This window comes from Acinetobacter sedimenti (assembly GCF_022601685.1).
Lineage (GTDB): Bacteria > Pseudomonadota > Gammaproteobacteria > Pseudomonadales > Moraxellaceae > Acinetobacter > Acinetobacter sedimenti.
This window is the reverse complement of sequence record NZ_JAKUML010000009.1, coordinates 50,192-68,338: the sequence shown is the minus strand read 5'-3', so window position 1 is coordinate 68,338 and position 18,147 is coordinate 50,192. Positions and strand designations below refer to the sequence as shown.

The following is an 18,147-nucleotide window of genomic DNA, read 5'->3' as shown; positions in this document are numbered from 1 at the left end:
TAGTTTTTTCCATAATCAAGACTCCATCAACTGGGCAAGTTGTTGCTCAAGTGCATGCATTTGTTCAGTTTTACCTGCATCAGGGCGTACACTGAGTTGTTTCTGTAATTTCTTAATTTGCGTGCGCAGCTTTGCCAATTCAATGGTAGTTTGTGCATCTTGTACTTTAAGTGGTTGAGTATCATTTTGTGTTGATACGGCTTGCTCAGGCAAGGATTGCCCAAGAATGGCTTCGAGCTGTGATTTTGAAGCAGAGGCTTTGGTCACAGGACGAGCAGATTGTTTTTGCGCTTGACGAGTTTGCTCACGTAGTAGATGTGCTTTATAACGATTGCGTAAATCATTCTGTTCTTGAATGCGCTCACTCGGTGTTGGCAATGGCGACAGATCTTCGACCAAATCAATGCAATCTACTGGACATGGTGCAAGACAAAGCTCACAGCCAGTACACAGGTCGGGCATGATGCTGTGCATGACTTTGCCACTGCCGATGATCGCATCCACAGGGCAGGCGGCAATACATTTGGTACAGCCGATACATTCATCTTCACGAATCACGGCTTTGATGCGTTGCGGTCGTCCATCGGCTTGGACTGCCCAAACGCTTGGTTCGGCGTCGAGTTTTGGTCGGTCTAATAGATTGGCAATTGCGTCGGCGACAGGTTGTCCACCAGGGATACATTTATTGGCGTCCTCACCTTCGAAAATCGACTGTGCGTAGGGCAAACAGCCAGCAACATGACCACACAGTCCACATTGGGTTTGTGGTAGGAGTTGGTCAATTTGCTGTACTAAAATCTGATGTTTGGGCGTTTGCAGTGGCGAGGACATAAGCTATGCAAAAGGGAATAAGAATAGAGTGTGCAAGTATAGCAAAGCATGTGCCTAAAATCTCTTGAGGAAACTTTGAAAAACCATCTGCGTAGGCAAATTTCTGCGTTGCTCCTTGCTCGCAATCCTCATGTACGACTTGTACACTGCGGTTGCTGTGCGAGGTGCGCCTTGAAATTTAGGCTACTCGTTAGGTTTTTTCAAAGTTCCCCTAGCCATCTAGCTACTATTTCAAAAGGTGGACTCAATTACGAATTGTTTGAGTCTAAGAAATTAACTGACTAAAACTCCATCGCATCGACAGCACTTTCACGGACACTCACTTGAGGTTTTTCCGCAACTAAGCCCAGTTTGGCGAACAATTGCTGATCACGTCCTTGTCCTGCATTTGGTGTAGTCAGTAGTTTTTCACCCGAGAAGATCGAATTTGCCCCAGCCATAAATGCCAAAGCTTGATCGCTATCACTTAAGGATTCACGACCTGCAGATAGGCGAATATAACTTTTCGGCATGAGAATCCGAGCAGTCGCAATGGTGCGAATCCACTCAATCACATCTAACTTCTCCACATCAGCAAGCGGTGTGCCTGCGATGGGCACCAACATATTGATTGGTACAGATTCAGGGTGGATTAGCAACGTTGATAATTCATGCAATAAACCGATGCGATCTTGTTCAGACTCACCGAGTCCAACAATCCCACCACTACAGACTTTTAGCCCTGCATCACGCACATGATCCAACGTATTTAGACGATCATCAAAAGTGCGGGTACTGATGATATTGGCATAATATTCACGTGAGGTATCGAGATTGTGATTGTAATAATCCAGTCCTGCATCTTTTAATCGAGTTGCTTGTGAGCTATTGAGCATACCCAATGTCATGCAGGTTTCTAGCCCAAGCGCTTTGACTTCTTTGACCATTTCCAAAACATAGGGCATATCACGCTCATGCGGATTACGCCATGCTGCACCCATACAAAATCGAGAAGAACCTGATGCTTTGGCAGCTTGCGCTTCACGGATGACTTTATCTACAGCAATGCGTTTCTCCGCTTCGAGGTCAGCATCATAATGCGCAGATTGCGAGCAATATTTACAATCTTCAGGACATTTTCCTGTTTTGATCGAGAGTAAAGTGCTGACTTGAATGGTATTTTTTTCAAAATGCTGGCGATGAATGCTTTGCGCCTGAAACAATAAATCCATCAATGGCAATTGATAGAGAGTGTGAATTTCTTCTCGTGTCCAGTCGTTGCGCAACATATGCTCGTTTCTTCCAATGTATTCATCAATGCTTGGACATACTATAACTTAAAAAGGCTAAGCTGTTATGGGCTGAATATTTCATTTTTTTTATAAAATTGAGGGTTGATAAAAAAAAACGATCCATGCGCACAGAGATCGTTTTCTTAGTAATTACATTAGCTAACGAGTTTTAAGCGTGAATATTTGCCAAACCATAACTCTCACGAAGCACTTGATGCAATTGATCACGTGCTTTGATAAAGCCGTCAATACCACCTTGCAGTAGTTGGAACGCCATCAAATCATGCTCTAATTCATTTTGGAACGTGGCTTGATCTAAGTTGCCACGGTCGATTTTGTCAGCCTGCTGTGCTTGCTCAACAGTTAATTGGGCGGTGACGTTTTGCTCATCTTGACTGAGTTGATCGAGTAAATTCGGTGCAATGGTGAGTAGGTCAGAACCAGCCAATGCCAAGACTTGAGTAGTGCTACGGAAGCTCGCGCCCATCACTTGCGTTTGTATGCCATTTTGTTTGTAGTAGGTGTAAATCGTCTTCACCGAATTGACACCTGGATCTTGCTCAATCGGGTAGCTGTCTTTATTTTCCGCTTTTTTGTACCAATCCAAAATACGACCGACAAAAGGCGAGATCAGCGTGACCTTAGCATCAGCACATGCTTGCGCTTGGTGCAAACCAAATAATAAAGTCAGGTTGCAATGAATGCCATTTTGCTCCAAATGCTTTGCTGCTTGGATGCCTTGCCATGTCGATGCGATTTTGATCAACACACGATTGGTATCAATGCCAAAGTGCTTATACAGGTTAATCAGATCATAGGCTTTTTGAATGGTCGCTTCGGTGTCATATGACAAGCTTGCATCCACTTCAGTCGATACACGACCATCAATATATTTTAAAATTTCAACGCCAAACTTGACCGTTAAAATATCAATGGCTCGTTCAACCAGTTCATCGTCTTCATAGTTTTCTGATTTTGCCATGGCGATGGCATCTTCGATCAAAGCACGATTTTCAGGAATACTTGCAGCAGCCGTAATCAGTGAGGGATTGGTGGTGGCATCAATTGGGCGAAATTTTTCAACGGCTTCTAAGTCGCTACTGTCCACAACGATGGTGGTGAATTGCTTTAATTGTTCGAGTGCAGTCATGATTAGGGCATTTTTTAAAAGTGATCATTTAACTTAGCATGCTTTGAAAGGGCATCAAAGCACTGTTGCTTATAAATTCGGCATGATGTGATAAAAAAATTATCAAGAAATTATTTCAAAAAAGTCTGCTGTTAAGGTCAATAGACTCTATAAAAAGTATTGATAAAGAATAACTCAAAAAAAACGCAATGATCTGGGGGAATCATTGCGCTGAATACTTCAATCACTGCGATAAAGGTTCATCGCCTCATCACTTATGCACCTATTATCTCTAATCGGCAAAGTAATGACTTTAGCAAAGCCGTTAAAGAATGTAAGCGTGCGTAAATAGTGTCACTAATTACTTGAAAGTGCTTACATTCTCAAAACTTAAAAGCGGAATAAACCTAAACCTGCTTTGACTTCGTCCAATGTATCTTGCGTGATTAAGCGGCATTTATCTGTACCATCACGTAGAATGTCCATGACATAGGTTGGATCTTTAGCGAGCTCTTGACGACGTTCACGGATTGGACCAATCAACTCTTTCAGCACACCTTCAAGGCGTTTTTTCACAGTACCATCGCCGAGTCCACCACGACGATAGTGTGCTTTGAGTTCTTCAACTTCTGCTTTGTTCGGATCAAAAGCATCGAGGTAAGTGAATACAACATTGCCTTCGACCTGACCTGGGTCTTCAATACGCAAATGATTTGGATCGGTGTACATGGCATTGACGGCTTTTTTAATGTCTTTGTCCGATGCGTCAAGTACGATGGTATTGCCCAAAGATTTTGACATTTTCGCCTTACCATCAAATCCGGGTAAACGTCCGACATTGGAAAGCAATGCTTTACATTCAGGAAGTATGTCATTGCCAATCTGACGGTTGACACGGCGAACGACTTCGTTGGTTTGTTCGATCATTGGGATTTGATCTTCACCGACTGGAACGAGGGTCGCTTTAAATGCGGTAATATCCGCAGCCTGTGACACTGGATAGCATAAGAATCCTGCAGGAATATCACGCTCAAAACCACGCATTTGGATTTCTGTTTTGATCGTTGGGTTGCGCTCCAAACGAGCGACGGTGACGAAATTCATGTAATAGCTAGTCAGCTCAAATAACGCAGGTAAGCAAGATTGAATACAAATCGTCGTCTTGGTTGGATCAATACCTACCGCTAAATAATCTAACGCCACTTCGATGATATTACGCTGAACTTTTTCAACATTATCGGCATTGTCTGTTAGTGCTTGGGTATCAGCGAGTAAAAGGTACTGCTGATGCGAATCTTGTAAGCCAACACGAGTACGCAATGAGCCTGCAAAGTGTCCTAAGTGTAATTGTCCAGTAGGGCGGTCGCCTGTCAGAATAATTGGACGCTCTGCTGATTCAGTCATAATTTTTCCCATGTCGGTCTTTTAGTGACGATATATTGAAGTGATCTTGAAAGGCTGTATTGTAAAGAAGCTCGCCCTAATTTCCTAGCTTTAAATGGTTGCTTTTAAGTGCTTGGTTTTTAAGCGTCTAAATTTGTACAGAACAGACATTGAGTCAGAAAGTATGGATACAAATATAAAAAAGATATGATTTAAAATCGGTTAAAATATATTCATTAAGCAAATTGAAAGATATAAAGATAAGGAGCCTTTGATGGTTTTAATGAGAAGGTCAAACGGTCAAGCGGTTTTAAATCAGCAAAAAAAATTGAGTATTCATGCTGTTGCCGTGAAGGCATTGTTTGCGAGTACGATCTTTGTATTGAGTAGTGCGACGTATTCTGCAACAAAGAGCGTGTATAAATCAGTCTACACTGGTGAAAGCTTTACACGTGGGAATAGCACCTATCAAAATAAACAGGCTCAAATCCGAGATCGTGTACTGGGTCAAACTCGTCCTGATCCATACGCACAGCCTCGAAATAATCCTTATAACCGTTATCCGAATTATCCAGACTATTACCCAAACCATTATCCTCATTACCCAAATGGCTATCCACATGACTTTCCAAATGATCATGCAAATCATGGCACACAGGTCTATATCGGCACACCGCATGTTCAGATACAGGTGCAACCTGAAACACAGACCCATTACCAAAGTACCGAAGAAGTTTATCTGCCTTATGGTGGCACTTATCGAAAAACCACAGAATCAACAGGGCAGTATCCAGTCTATCCACAATACACTTATCCGCATAACCATACACCGAACTATGGCTATCCTTATGGCAACTCAGATAAAAACAAACGGACTTATGGCAAAGTGATACAACAAGGCAAATATCAAGGCAATTAAAAAAAGTAAGAAGCGTGAAAAGCAAAGTAAGAGAAAATGTTTGGTGCTACAGTTTTTAGCATGAATTATGTTGCACAAGCGCAAGAGTTTAATTATTGTGACTGAATTAATGTTTTTATAAAGTTATTTTATAAAATTTAGAGTCAAACAAAATTTAGGAAAGAACGCATGGCCAGTAGTTTATTACTCCTTTTAGATGATATTGCGACAATAATGGACGATGTTGCGGTAATGAGTAAGGTGGCAGCCAAAAAAACTGCGGGTGTATTGGGCGATGATTTGGCATTGAATGCACAGCAAGTCAGCGGTGTGCGTACCGAACGTGAATTGCCAATCGTATGGCGTGTTGCAAAGGGTTCATTTGTTAATAAATTGATCCTTGTGCCATTGGCGTTATTGATCAGTTGGCTTGCACCTGCGTTGATCAATCCATTATTGGTGATTGGTGGTTTATTTTTATGTTATGAAGGTGTGGAAAAAGTCTGGCATACCATTCAACATAAAAGAAATCCGCATGCAGAGGATGATGTTAATGCCGCCAAAGCACAATTAGAAAAAGATGTTTCGGATATGAAAGCCTTTGAAGATGACAAGGTGAAAGGTGCGATTCGTACCGATTTTATTTTATCTGCTGAAATTGTCGTCATTACATTAGGGACGATTTCATTGGCTACGCCATTTATTACCAAAGTGAGTGTTTTATCGTTTATCGCAATTGCCATGACAGTTGGTGTGTATGGCTTGGTGGCATTGATCGTCAAGCTTGATGATATGGGGCTATACTTGGTTGAAAATAAAGACGGTATGGCGGCAAGTTTTGGACAAGGTTTACTTAGTTTTTCACCGATTTTAATGAAAATATTATCTATCGTTGGTACGGCTGCAATGTTCTTAGTTGGTGGTGGGATTATCAATCACGCATTACCATTCCTGCATCACTTTACCGAAGATGCGACCGAAGTAACGAATCATCTTCCTGCGTTTGGTAGCATTTTTGGTGCGTTGACACCGACTTTGATTAATTTTGTCATTGGTGCAATTGCAGGGATTATCGTCGTTTTAGTCGTGACATTAGGGAAAAAGCTATTTTCGAAAAAAGCCTAATTTAAAAGCGCTAAGTTTAAAAGAGCTAAGTTCGAAAAACCTAGTATGAAAATGGCATAGTTGCAAAAAGGATTTTTGGAATCATCGAGGAGTAAGACCATGCGCTGGAAAGGTCGTCGTACAAGTAGTAATGTGCAAGACCGCCGTGGTGGCGGTGCGGTAAAGACTGGTGGAATTAGTATTATTGGAGTGATTATTGCTTTTGTCGCTTGGAAGTTTTTCGGAGTCAATCCGATGCAAGCCTATCAGATGTCCAGTCAAGTGACCCAATCGAGTAGTGCACAACAATCTGCACCTGAGAATGAAACTGCAGAACAGCAAGAAGCAAGGCTTTTTGTTTCGACCGTTTTGGCGGATACAGAAGATACGTGGGTACCGATTTTTCAGCAGATCGGTCGTGACTACCAAGAGCCAACTTTGGTGATGTATAGCGGTGCCACCTCGACGGCTTGTGGTACAGGGCAATCTGCGATGGGGCCTTTTTATTGTCCTGCTGATCAGACGGTCTACATTGATACCACATTCTTCAAAGAAATGCGTACACAGATGGACATCTCAGGTGAGCAGAATCAGTCTGAGCTTAGTCGTCAGGATCAAGCAGGTGATTTTGCGCAAGCTTATGTGATTGCGCATGAGGTCGGACATCATGTGCAGACCTTATTGGGCATTTCTCAGCAAGTGAATAAGGCACGCCAACAAGTTGGTCAAGCGGAAGGTAATCAACTCTCTGTACGTCAAGAATTGCAAGCAGACTGCTTGGCAGGGCTTTGGGCGAAGCAGACCAATCAACGCCATCAATTCTTAGATCAAGGCGATATTGCTGAAGCAATGGATGCGGCTGAGAAGATTGGTGATGATTATTTACAACGCAAATCTCGTGGTAGTGTTGTACCAGATAGCTTTACACATGGTACCAGTGAACAACGTCAGCGTTGGTTTGATCGTGGTTTCACCAGTGGTGATATTAATCAGTGTGATACCTTCAATACTAATAGTTTGTAACTTTCAGTTTTTTAGTATATCCATAAAAATGGCATCCAATTGGATGCCATTTTTATTAAATCATTCAAATCACTTAAGCGAATTTTGCAAGTACGGCAAGGAACTCATCTTTTTGACGTGGATATTTTGCAATGACGTCGTGAATACGCTCACCTTCAGGATTCGTTGCATTGACATCACGGCCATCAGCGACAAATTGAGTCAAAAGACGTTCATAGTCAAAAGGGCGCATATGTTTGAACGCATGATACAGCACATGGTAATCCGCACTCACATCTTGCGGAGGTAATTGGTTCAGATAAGCAAATACACGTTCGTCAGACCATTCTTCATTAAACGTCGCTGGTTGGGATAACGCCATGCTAAATTCCTTAAAATATCAAAAAATGCCTGTATATAAATAGGCATTAAAAAAGCAAAATAACTGGCGTTATTTTGCCTTGATTTACCTGACTTGACTAGTCAATTCTGACTTTAATGGTCATCAGGTAAATTGATATTCATTTCTAACATTTCGATATTGGCTTCAGAACGTACATTCATTTGAATGTGCTCTTCATCCACACCACGTACGTAACGACTTACCACTTGCAAGATTTCTTTTTTCATTTGATTGATCTTGTCTTGGCTTAAGCGACGACCTAGACCTTGCTCAGATGCTACGATGACTTTTAAGCGATCCTTTGCTGTTTGTGCACTGGTCGGCTTTTCATCATTACCGAATAATTTATTCCAAAATCCTGCCATGATCAACCTCCAAATAGTCGAGCCAACCAGCCTTTAGGTTGAGCGGTGATGTATCGGAAAGGACGCTCTTCGCCGAGGAAGCGTGCCACCAAGTCATCGTAAGCGTGACCAGCTTTGGTGTCTTCATACAGAATCACAGGCTTACCTTCGTTCGATGCTTGAAGTACCGTTGGACATTCAGGAATTACCCCCAGAGTTGGAACACGTAGAATATCTTGAGAAATATCTTCAATGCTCAGCATTTCTTCACGTGCAGCACGTTCTGGATTGAAACGAGTAATGCACAAATGCTTGCGAATACGTCCTTCTTTTTGTTCTACTTTTTTGGTTTTGCTGTCGAGCATACCAATAATACGATCTGAGTCACGAACTGATGAAATTTCAGGGTTCGTCACAATGATGGCTTCATCTGCATAATACATTGCAAGCATAGCACCACGCTCAATCCCCGCAGGAGAGTCGCAGATGATGTAGTCAAATTCTTCAGCCAATTCATCCATAACACGTTCTACGCCTTCGTCTGTGAGGGCATCTTTATCACGTGTTTGTGATGCAGGTAGGATATATAAATTTTCTAATTCTTTATCACGAATCAAAGCTTGTTGTAAGCGTGCTTCATTATTGATGACATTCACGAAGTCATAAACGACACGACGTTCACAGCCCATAATCAAATCTAAATTACGTAAACCTACATCAAAATCGATGACGACAGTTTTATAACCACGTTTTGCCAGACCGGTTGCAAATGATGCGCTCGTGGTTGTTTTACCGACGCCGCCTTTTCCGGATGTTACGACAACAATTTTGGCCACCGAAAATACTCCTGTTTGTCTTATATCCTCTATGTTTAGAGGGCTTTCAAATTTTCCTCACTAACCTTAAATGGATAGCAGTTCAAATTCAAGTTCTTGATTGTTATTTAGGTAAATTTGTACCGATTTATTCAAGTAATGCGCAGGGATGTCATCATAGACGCAGAATGTCCCTGCGATTGAGATCAGCTGTGCTTCTAAGCTCTGACAGAAAATACGTGCGTTTGGATCACCACTCGCACCTGCAATGATGCGCCCACGCCCAGTACCATAGATGAATATATTGCCGGCAGCTATTAGCTCCGAGCCATTATTCATACTTGCTGTCAGGACGATATTGCCATGATCTTCAACAAGGCTTTGACCTGTGCGCAAGATTTCGTCGTGATATACCGTTGCGGGACTTGCTTGAGGTGTTGGTACTACTGGTGCAGATTCAACAACAGGCTCATTGGCAACAGGTGTGCTTACTTCTGCCTCTGGTGAAGTATTGGTTTGTGAGCTTGCAGTGATGCGCTGTACTGGCTGATCTTTTGGAAGGACAGGGAACTGAATGGAGCGTGCATCGTCACCAAGTAAACCATCAACCACAGCCATCGGCTGCAGCCCAAACTCAATCAGTAGTTGAATCAGTTCAATCAGCTCTTGTTTCACTGTGCTGTCAATAATGATTAATGTGCCATTATAATTTTGCTCTTCAGTCAGTGCTTTGAGTTGCTGACGAATTTGATCTAAATCATTATTACTAAAGGTAAGACGAGAAAAATTGACCATGCGCCCAGTGATGCGTATGTCTGTCATGTGTTGTCCTTTGCTATTGTCATATTAGCATTCATTCGCTAATACAGATTTCATTACATATGAGGCAACATGCTAGAGCAAAATAGTGAATTGATCTAGTCGCATTTGCGTAATATTTAACGATTTAATGATTCGTTGAATATTTTTTCCATCAGCTGATTTGGCAAAATACCGAAAATGCCAAGTTTACTGCTGAGTTTCATCAATGATCTGCTGCCACTGTTTCACTTTGACTTGTTCACGAATCAATTCCAAACTGCCTTTTACAACCGAATCCACAAGATCATCGACTTGTTGATAATTCAATTGTACTTGGCTGATCTCATGGGCAACTTCGGTCAATAGCGGGTTGGCGCGTTGATTTGGCGACTGAACAGCAGACAATTCGGCAATGATGCCTTGGGTAATATTTTCGCCCAGTCGTTGCCCAATGGTTTGAATCAGGCTTTCGATACGTGAGCCGACGATCGGCATTAATTTTAAAAGCTGAACTAATTCGGGTGTATCATCAATGGCTTGGTGCACGATTTGACCAATATTTTGACTGATGTTTTGCTGGTGTTGGCTCAATGCCGTCGCAAGTGATTTTTGTAAGATCATGGCGAGCACATTGGCGAATTGATCTCGATGGCGATCAATCAACTGATGAATGCGATGATTATGATCGTCACTATCGTTCAACTCTTTTTCCACTTGCCTAAGTACCGTGAGGACAATACGGCTGGTCAGCTCTTCCATGACCAAATCATAATAAAACTTAGCTCGTTTCAGCATATTTTGTGGAATGACTTTATAGCCAAGTTCGTGCAAACGATAGGCAATGACACCTGCTCGCAGTAGGCGGAAAAAACGTAATTGCGGAATAATTGCAATCACTTCATACCAATGAATAAATGGGAAGAACCACCAGCGTTTGTGATGTTGACCAATGATAGCAATCATCCATCGCAGTGCCAACTCGACAATAAGATAAATCGTAAAGTATTGATCAATATGTCGAATGATTGGATCCCATTGCTGAATATATTCGCTTCGCTGTGTGGTGATATTCAATACTTCAGCAATCCACGCACCAAAATCACTTAAGATTAAGGCCTGCAAACCGAGCATGATCAAATTGAGCACGATCAATGCCATCATAATCACGTCATAGATTAAAAACACTTTCCATTGTGTAGAAGTGTGATCGATATGATGTTGGTTTTGATTTGAGTTGTCGTGATCTGGCGTGTTGCGATCGGTCATAACATCGTCCTAATGATGACTTTACTGAATCTATATTTGGTTGAATGTATTCGTTTATAAATTCTAAAAAAAACTGAAAGTTATCCGAAGATCTCTTTCAGGCAAAATAACACAAAAGCCATCAGATCAAAATAAAATGTGTGGAGGCTAATTATTCGCTGGCGTATTTGGCTTTGATCGCAGAAATACGTTGATCTTTTTCATGCCAAATTTGCTCAACCCATTGCTGAAACTTGGCACGAAATGCGTCGTCTTCCTCGTAATTTCCTTGCAAAATCCATTCAGGTAATGGGACTTTGTCTAGCTGTACAACGATTCGAGGGACATCACCTAACCAAAATTCACCATAACCTGGCACGCCGTCAGGATAAACAATGGTCATATCAACTAATGCATCAATTTGATCACCTAGAATATTTAATGCTAATGCCAAACCGCCAGCTTTAGGTTTAAGTAGATTTTGAAAAGGGGATTGCTGTTGTTCATGCTTTTCTTGGGTAAAGCGAGTGCCTTCCAAATAATTGAGCAGCGTAAAAGGTTGACTGAGTAATTGCTGACAAGACTTACGTGCTTCTTCGAGGTCACGCTTTTTGAGTTCAGGATTTTTGGCAATTTGTTCTTTAGTATGACGTTTCATCATTGGAAAGCCGAGAATTTTAAATGCCTGCCCAACGAAGGGAATAAAGATCAATTCCCACTTGGTGAAAAACCGTGTCAACGGCATCCGTGAAACGCCAAAGTATTGATTGACTGTGGTGTCGACCCAGCTTTGATGGTTACACATCATCAAATAGCGTCCATCCATATTTAAGTCAAGTTGCTCATCGACATAGATATCCCATTCGGTTTCGGGCAGCACATTTTCAATCAGCCAGTTATTGATGCCAAGCCAGCTGTTGGTCAGCTTAATATTGGTTTCATCGACTTTTTTTGATTGTCCAAACAGCTTGGTTAATCCCAAAGCAAGCACAGGTGGCCCATGTAAAAAAGTACTGGCGGTAATGGTGGAAGATACGGATAAGCCTTTGGCAATTTTTTTAAAGACATTATTGGATTTTACTTTGGACATATTTGACCTAAATGAAGTACTTTCTGCTTTTGCAAAACATAGCAGAGATGAGAAATAAAACCAAGAAATCACAAAAATATTTAATGTGCAATTGTATAATAATTTAAGCACATTGAAAAAGTATGTATTGTGAATAAATTATGATGAGAATCTCACGAAGCAAATGCAGAAAGATTGCAATTTGTAACAAAACGGACGTTTTTTTACATTACTTCAATGGTTTATTAAAAACTATATATCATAATGAATGACATATTAAACATAACGTTAAAGGAGGCATGCCATGCGTGCATTAGCGATTTCAACACTTATCGGGGCAGTAGCATTAACAGGATGTACTACTGATCCTACGACTGGTCAACGTGACTATAACAAAGCAGCAATCGGCGCAGTACTAGGTGCAGCCGCTGGTTATGGTGTATCAAAAGGTAATGCGAATTCAAGTCGCCAAAATAATCGTGCAGCAGCAATTGGTGCAGTACTTGGTGGTGCAGGTGGTTATGTTCTAGACCAAAAAGAGAAAAAATTGAAAGAGCAATTGGCAGGTTCTGGCGTTGACGTAGGTCGTAATGCAGATGGTTCAATTGGTTTGGTCATGCCTGGTAACATTACTTTCCCAACTAACTCATACTCAATCAGTCCTTCATTTTATGCGACTTTAGACAAAGTTGCGCAAACTTTGAATGACGGTTCTGTTGCAGTGGTTGTATCTGGTTATACAGACAGCACAGGTAATGATGGTATTAACATTCCATTGTCTAAAAACCGTGCAGCTGCTGTGAAACAATACTTGATCAACAAAGGCGTATCTTCAAGCCGTATTAGCTCAGAAGGTTATGGTGCAAGCAATCCAATCGCATCTAACGACACAGCTGCTGGTCGTGAACAAAACCGTCGTGTAGAAATCAATGTTTATGCAACATCATAATATTTGATTCGCAAAAATGACTGATATACAGAATGTATTAAGTCGTTAAAAGAGTGCTTCGGCACTCTTTTTTATTGTCTAAATAACTTTAAGAATTCAGTCTTTTGAATGTAAATCGAGCTGATTGTTGTGTTGTCTAAAGTCGATCAATGCTAAGATCATGTGTAGAAATGATGATATTGAAATAGATGAAAACATATGGACTTGTACCCACATCCTTTTAAAATTGATTTGCAATGGTGTTTAAGCCAACTGAAAAAAGCAAAAAAAATCAGTGAAAAAGACGTTAATCTCATCCAAACCACCTCACGTTCCAAAGAACAATTGAATTGGCATCCATTACAGTGGATTGCGTATTTTAATGTGGTGGATCAAACGCATCCTGAGTCGAAATTGACATTAAACCGTCTTTGCCAATGGTTATCGCAAGGCTCAAATGTTCCTTACTTTGTCATTGATCCTCTAAAAGCTGACGTTGGCAAATTGACTCAAGTGATGTCGCAAGAGTTTGCAGTGCGTAATCGGATTCTTGCAGTAGAGATCTTTGCAGACCGGGTGGTGATCGGAACAGATCAGCCATTTTTCACTGAATGGAAGTCAGGACTTGGCAATACCATTAAGAATAAAAGCATTGATGTGGTGCTACTAAATCCTGAACAGCTCACTCGATATTTACAAGAATATTATCAAGTCAGTCGTGCGGTTGCTTCTGCGCAAGGTTTGGGAGCATTTAAGTCTGAAAAAGGTGTCGAGGCATTATTACAGCTTGGCGATGTGAGTAATAATCCCGATGCGAATGATCAGCATATCGTGCGTATCGTGGATTGGGTTTTACAATTTGCCTTTGAGCAAGGTGCAAGCGATATCCATCTCGAACCTCGAAAAGATAATGGTCGAGTTCGCTTCCGTATCGATGGTGTACTTCACAATATTTATGATATGCCGAGTAATATTTTGATCGCTGTCATTGCACGGATTAAGATTTTAGGACGGCTCAATGTCGCTGAAAAACGTAAGCCACAAGATGGACGACTAAAAACACGTACGCCAAAAGGCATTGAAACCGAGCTTCGTCTATCGACCTTGCCAACAGCATTTGGTGAGAAGATGGTGATGCGTATTTTTGATCCTGAAGTCCTCGTGCGTTCATTTGAAAAGCTGGGTTTTACAGGACAATTACTCGACACGTGGAAAGATTTAACTAGTCATACCCACGGTATTATCTTGGTCACAGGTCCTACAGGTTCGGGTAAAACCACAACGTTGTATTCGACCTTGAAGCAACTTGCTACTGATCAAGTCAATGTCTGTACCGTTGAAGATCCGATCGAGATGTTAGAGTCAAGTTTTAACCAAATGCAGATTAATCCTGCAATTGAGCTTGGTTTTGCTGAAGGAATTAAGGCGCTGATGCGTCAAGATCCAGACATCATCATGGTGGGTGAGATTCGAGATCAAGATACTGCAAATATGGCGATCCAAGCGGCATTGACAGGGCATTTGGTATTGTCCACATTGCACACCAATGATGCACCTTCAAGCCTTACTCGACTCAATGATTTGGGTGTGCAACCTTTTTTATCAGCAGCAACGATATTAGGTGTATTGGCACAGCGTTTGGTGAGAACCCTTTGCCCACATTGCAAAAAACGTGTGAATACAGATCAACAACTTTGGCAACAGCTCACTCAGCCGTGGAATGGTACACCACCTGAACAAGTCTATGAAGCAGTGGGTTGTGATCAATGTCGTCACACAGGTTATAAAGGTCGTGTTGGACTTTATGAAATGATGCCACTTAGTCATGATTTAAAACGACTGGTTGGGCAGGGTGCAACTTTAGATCAAATTAGACAGACTGCATATCAGGAAGGCTTACAACCGCTAAGACTTGCAGGGGCGAAGCGTATTGCCGAAGGCGTCACAAGCTTTGAAGAAGTGATGCGAGTCGTTCCGCTATAACGATCACCTTGAGGCTCTGTGTAGAGCCTCAAGACTTTATACGAGATGCTAAACTAGTAAGTTAATAGCTTTTATAAGGCAAAAATTTCCCTGAGAGCACCACACGGACACGATCACCATTCGGATTGTTTTCTCTTTGAATATCCATACTAAAATCAATCGCACTCATAATCCCATCACCGAACTCTTCATGGGTTAACTCTTTAATCGTCGAACCATACACACTGACGACTTCGTACCAGCGATAGATCAAAGGATCAGTCGGAATAGCCGTTGGCAATGTGCCTTTGTAGGGCACGATTTGTAACCAAGCCACTGCTTCGTCACTCAGGTCAAAGAGCTTGCCAATGATTTCGGCTTGTTGTTTATTAAATGTCATTTGCCCTAAGCAAGCGGCGGTTACCCATTCTTTAGATAAACCAACAGCTTCTGCGACTTCAGCCCATTTGATGCCTTTAGCAACTTTTGCTGATACGATAAGTTGGGTGACTTGTTCACGGCTACTAATCATTATCAATTCTCCTTTGACGTAGACGACATTTGACAAATAAGTACCATGTAGAAAATGCAAATATTGCGCCAAAGAGGCGGATTTCATCTTAGATGATTCGGTGTTAAAAAAGTGAATCTGAATATGCTACTGATAAAAAAGCGAACCTAAACCGAAGCTTAGATTCGCTCTCATTCCCACGTGTTATTTTCTTATCGAACTATTTATCGTATTATTTTGTGAGAATTAAACGGTTGTTACGCGTCAAACGTAGGCGATATTCTTCACCTGCGTGTAAAATACGAATCTCACGACCGAGTGCAAAAAGGTTGCTAGAATGAAGCATTGGTAAATTGTGTTGAGTGTCGTTGCTACGTGTGAAAATCGTGAAAGGTGCGTTCATTGTTGTTTAATCCGTGGTTTGTTTTAACGGTTTAAATGATAATAATTATCGAAATCATCTGTCAATGGTTTTCATGAAATAATTGTTATTTTTACTAAGTTATTTGTAAATTCGTTATGAATCAGTCTGAAACTAAAAAATTAATACAAGTATCTATTGCCATTATTCGATATAAAAACCAAGTGTTACTGGGTTGGCGAGATGAAAAATTGGCGCAGGGTGGGTGCTATGAATTCGCAGGTGGCAAAATCGAACTTGGAGAAACGCCTGAACAAGCGGTGGTTCGTGAAGTGCAGGAAGAAGTTGGTATTGATGTGACGCCAATAAAGCGCTTTGCATCATTTCAGTTTGATTATCCTGATCGCTTACTGTCCTTATTTTTTATCTTATGCAAATTAAAAGATCCACGTGAATTGCAGTCGATAGATCAGCATTGGCGTTGGATAGATTTGGACGACGTGCAACAGTTTGAATTTCCCAAAGCCAATCAAGCGATTATTCAGCGCCTTTCTTGGTCACGTAGAATTGCGATATTGAACGGCGATCACACCGCAAAACAACAAGTACATCATGATGTAGATACAATCTATTTGCGCCAAAGTGATGAGAATTTAAAATCCTTACTCATCGATAATCCGCAATTGTTTGTAGAAAAAAAGGTCATTGTACGTTGGCAGGATTATCAACAATTGAATGATGATTTACAGGAAAAAGTCTTTGCAATTCATTTGAATAGTCAGCAACTTGTAGACCTTGCTGAGTCTGTACCTCAAAATAATGAACTTCCATTGTCATTACAAAATAAAAATTTAATCGGTGCGTGTCATAATGAAAACGAAATTGAATGCGCAAACTTGATCGCTTGCGATGCGATATTTATCAGTCCTGTACAGGCGACGCCAACACACCCTGAGCAAAGTGGCTTGGGTTGGGAAAGTTTTTCAAAATTGACAGCAATGGCGGAGATGCCAGTGTATGCGCTTGGTGGTGTAGGGCGAGATGATTTGGATGTAGCGAAAGCACATGGTGCTTATGGTGTTGCAGGGATTCGAGATTTTCTAAGAAAATCTCACTAAAGACTTAAAATCCCAACTACTTAACATCTAAGCTACTTACAATCTAAATCATTTAAAACGTAAGTACCATGAAAACAAAATGCCTAGAAATTAGATTTTCTAGGCATTTTTTGATGACAGCTTATATGCTAAGTTACTTAGTAGCGTTGCATCATTTGTGTAGCTTGACGTGTCAGGTTTGCATTGTTACGTAGCTTAGCCGATTGTAGAATTTGCTCCCACAATTGCTTGCGCATGGTGTTGTTTTGCGCAAAGCTCAGTCCTTTGCGAGCCAATGCTTCTGAGTTACTGCCTTGTTTACGTAGATTGGCAAGTCTTGCAAGCTCTCGATAGACTTCCGCGGATTGCGGCGCCATTCGCTGTGCTTGCAATAGATTGCTTTCGGCATCACTCAAATTATTCTGACGTAGATTCTTAAGGTAGGATTGCATCAACTTTTGATAGGCAGGGACACCTTTACCATCTTTTAACTTTTTATGGTTATTTTGATTTTCAGGCAAGATTAGGCGAGGTGGCAGAGGTTGAGATTCTCGACGAATCCCATCATCAGGAAATGGTGTAACGACCACTTTGGAATCAGATTTCTCCGACTTTTCCTCAGCTTTTTTTTCTGCTTTGGGTGCAGTGGGATTATTACTCATCGGTGTACTTTGACAACCCACAAATACAATAGCCATTGCACCGACTAGACTTAGCTTAAACTGATTCATTATCGACTCCCAATCGTGTATTCACCCTCAGAGATCACTGTCGCACTACGTTGTTGTGGTGCTCGATCCATGTCGCTTTCACGGAGATAGTTTTGTGAAGCGCGTTCTGGGTTTTGGCTCAAAGGATTATTTAGATTCTGTGTGTTGCGAGGAGGTTGGACACCTCGTTGATTTGGTTGTGCTACTTGTCCTTGTGCATTTGGATTTTGCATTGGAGCAGGGCGAGTGTTTGGCTGAGGATTGAGTGGATGTTCACCACTAA

Annotated in this window: 18 protein-coding genes and 2 pseudogenes; 6 read left to right on the top strand and 14 right to left on the bottom strand. The window is 41.4% G+C overall.

From position 1 onward, the window contains the following. Window positions 1-15: 15 nt before the first annotated feature. The 5 genes and pseudogenes from MKI79_RS11750 to trpS form a co-directional block, all read right to left on the bottom strand. Window positions 16-159: pseudogene (locus MKI79_RS11750) on the bottom strand (RnfABCDGE type electron transport complex subunit B); the annotation flags it as partial. 134 nt (window positions 160-293) lie between these two features. Further along, window positions 294-831 (bottom strand): annotated as a pseudogene (locus MKI79_RS07075) (RnfABCDGE type electron transport complex subunit B); the annotation flags it as partial. A gap of 281 nt (window positions 832-1,112) precedes the next feature. Further along, window positions 1,113-2,099 carry a biotin synthase BioB gene (gene bioB, locus MKI79_RS07070; protein ID WP_241571396.1) on the bottom strand — a complete coding sequence of 329 codons (987 nt, stop codon included), beginning with the start codon at window positions 2,097-2,099 and terminating at the stop codon, window positions 1,113-1,115. A gap of 172 nt (window positions 2,100-2,271) precedes the next feature. Next, the gene (tal, locus tag MKI79_RS07065) at window positions 2,272-3,252 is read right to left on the bottom strand and encodes a transaldolase (protein WP_241571394.1); all 981 of its coding nucleotides are present in this window, start codon (window positions 3,250-3,252) and stop codon (window positions 2,272-2,274) included. Between the two features lie 369 nt (window positions 3,253-3,621). After that, entirely contained in the window at window positions 3,622-4,635 is a 1,014-nt protein-coding gene (trpS, locus tag MKI79_RS07060) for a tryptophan--tRNA ligase (protein ID WP_241571392.1), read from the bottom strand. A 262-nt stretch (window positions 4,636-4,897) separates the two neighbouring features. Here trpS and MKI79_RS07055 point away from each other — a divergent pair, with 262 nt between their 5' ends. From MKI79_RS07055 to ypfJ, 3 genes are all read left to right on the top strand, one after another. Continuing rightward, the gene (locus tag MKI79_RS07055) at window positions 4,898-5,533 is read left to right on the top strand and encodes a hypothetical protein (RefSeq protein ID WP_241571390.1); all 636 of its coding nucleotides are present in this window, start codon (window positions 4,898-4,900) and stop codon (window positions 5,531-5,533) included. A gap of 168 nt (window positions 5,534-5,701) precedes the next feature. Beyond that, entirely contained in the window at window positions 5,702-6,637 is a 936-nt protein-coding gene (locus MKI79_RS07050; RefSeq protein WP_241571388.1) for a DUF808 domain-containing protein, read from the top strand. Between the two features lie 99 nt (window positions 6,638-6,736). Beyond that, a complete protein-coding gene (ypfJ, locus tag MKI79_RS07045; protein ID WP_241571387.1) occupies window positions 6,737-7,639 on the top strand; it encodes a KPN_02809 family neutral zinc metallopeptidase in 903 nt (300 codons plus the stop codon). Window positions 7,640-7,712: 73 nt separating this feature from the next. On the opposite strand, the gene MKI79_RS07040 is transcribed toward ypfJ, so the two are convergent. The 6 genes from MKI79_RS07040 to MKI79_RS07015 all read right to left on the bottom strand — a co-directional run bounded on the left by MKI79_RS07040 (window position 7,713) and on the right by MKI79_RS07015 (window position 12,316). Next, entirely contained in the window at window positions 7,713-8,000 is a 288-nt protein-coding gene (locus tag MKI79_RS07040; RefSeq protein WP_241571385.1) for a PA4642 family protein, read from the bottom strand. Between the two features lie 113 nt (window positions 8,001-8,113). Continuing rightward, window positions 8,114-8,386 carry a cell division topological specificity factor MinE gene (gene minE / locus MKI79_RS07035; protein WP_241571382.1) on the bottom strand — a complete coding sequence of 91 codons (273 nt, stop codon included), beginning with the start codon at window positions 8,384-8,386 and terminating at the stop codon, window positions 8,114-8,116. A gap of 2 nt (window positions 8,387-8,388) precedes the next feature. Then, entirely contained in the window at window positions 8,389-9,201 is an 813-nt protein-coding gene (minD, locus tag MKI79_RS07030; RefSeq protein ID WP_241571380.1) for a septum site-determining protein MinD, read from the bottom strand. A gap of 66 nt (window positions 9,202-9,267) precedes the next feature. Beyond that, window positions 9,268-10,002, bottom strand: coding sequence for a septum site-determining protein MinC (minC, locus tag MKI79_RS07025; RefSeq protein ID WP_241571379.1), 735 nt, complete (start codon window positions 10,000-10,002; stop codon window positions 9,268-9,270). Window positions 10,003-10,188: 186 nt separating this feature from the next. Further along, on the bottom strand, window positions 10,189-11,247 hold the full coding sequence (locus tag MKI79_RS07020) for a preprotein translocase subunit SecA (RefSeq protein ID WP_241571378.1): 1,059 nt from the start codon (window positions 11,245-11,247) through the stop codon (window positions 10,189-10,191). Between the two features lie 151 nt (window positions 11,248-11,398). Then, window positions 11,399-12,316, bottom strand: coding sequence for an acyltransferase (locus MKI79_RS07015; protein WP_241571377.1), 918 nt, complete (start codon window positions 12,314-12,316; stop codon window positions 11,399-11,401). A 283-nt stretch (window positions 12,317-12,599) separates the two neighbouring features. Between MKI79_RS07015 and MKI79_RS07010 the strand changes: the two genes are divergently transcribed. Next, a complete protein-coding gene (locus tag MKI79_RS07010) occupies window positions 12,600-13,244 on the top strand; it encodes an OmpA family protein (RefSeq protein ID WP_241571376.1) in 645 nt (214 codons plus the stop codon). Window positions 13,245-13,442: 198 nt separating this feature from the next. Further along, window positions 13,443-15,206: a GspE/PulE family protein gene (locus MKI79_RS07005; RefSeq protein WP_241571375.1), complete on the top strand. Its 1,764-nt coding sequence runs from the start codon at window positions 13,443-13,445 to the stop codon at window positions 15,204-15,206. Between the two features lie 61 nt (window positions 15,207-15,267). Here MKI79_RS07005 and cynS read toward each other — a convergent pair whose 3' ends face one another. Both cynS and hemP read right to left on the bottom strand, forming a co-directional pair. Then, entirely contained in the window at window positions 15,268-15,717 is a 450-nt protein-coding gene (cynS, locus tag MKI79_RS07000; protein ID WP_241571374.1) for a cyanase, read from the bottom strand. Between the two features lie 211 nt (window positions 15,718-15,928). Further along, window positions 15,929-16,099 (bottom strand): hemin uptake protein HemP, encoded by a 171-nt coding sequence (gene hemP, locus MKI79_RS06995; RefSeq protein ID WP_092615537.1) that lies wholly within the window; start codon window positions 16,097-16,099, stop codon window positions 15,929-15,931. A gap of 116 nt (window positions 16,100-16,215) precedes the next feature. Here hemP and mutT point away from each other — a divergent pair, with 116 nt between their 5' ends. Next, window positions 16,216-17,175 (top strand): 8-oxo-dGTP diphosphatase MutT, encoded by a 960-nt coding sequence (gene mutT, locus MKI79_RS11675; protein WP_274619072.1) that lies wholly within the window; start codon window positions 16,216-16,218, stop codon window positions 17,173-17,175. A gap of 137 nt (window positions 17,176-17,312) precedes the next feature. Here mutT and MKI79_RS06980 read toward each other — a convergent pair whose 3' ends face one another. Next, window positions 17,313-17,885 carry a tetratricopeptide repeat protein gene (locus MKI79_RS06980; RefSeq protein ID WP_241571372.1) on the bottom strand — a complete coding sequence of 191 codons (573 nt, stop codon included), beginning with the start codon at window positions 17,883-17,885 and terminating at the stop codon, window positions 17,313-17,315. Window positions 17,886-18,147 lie beyond the last annotated feature (262 nt).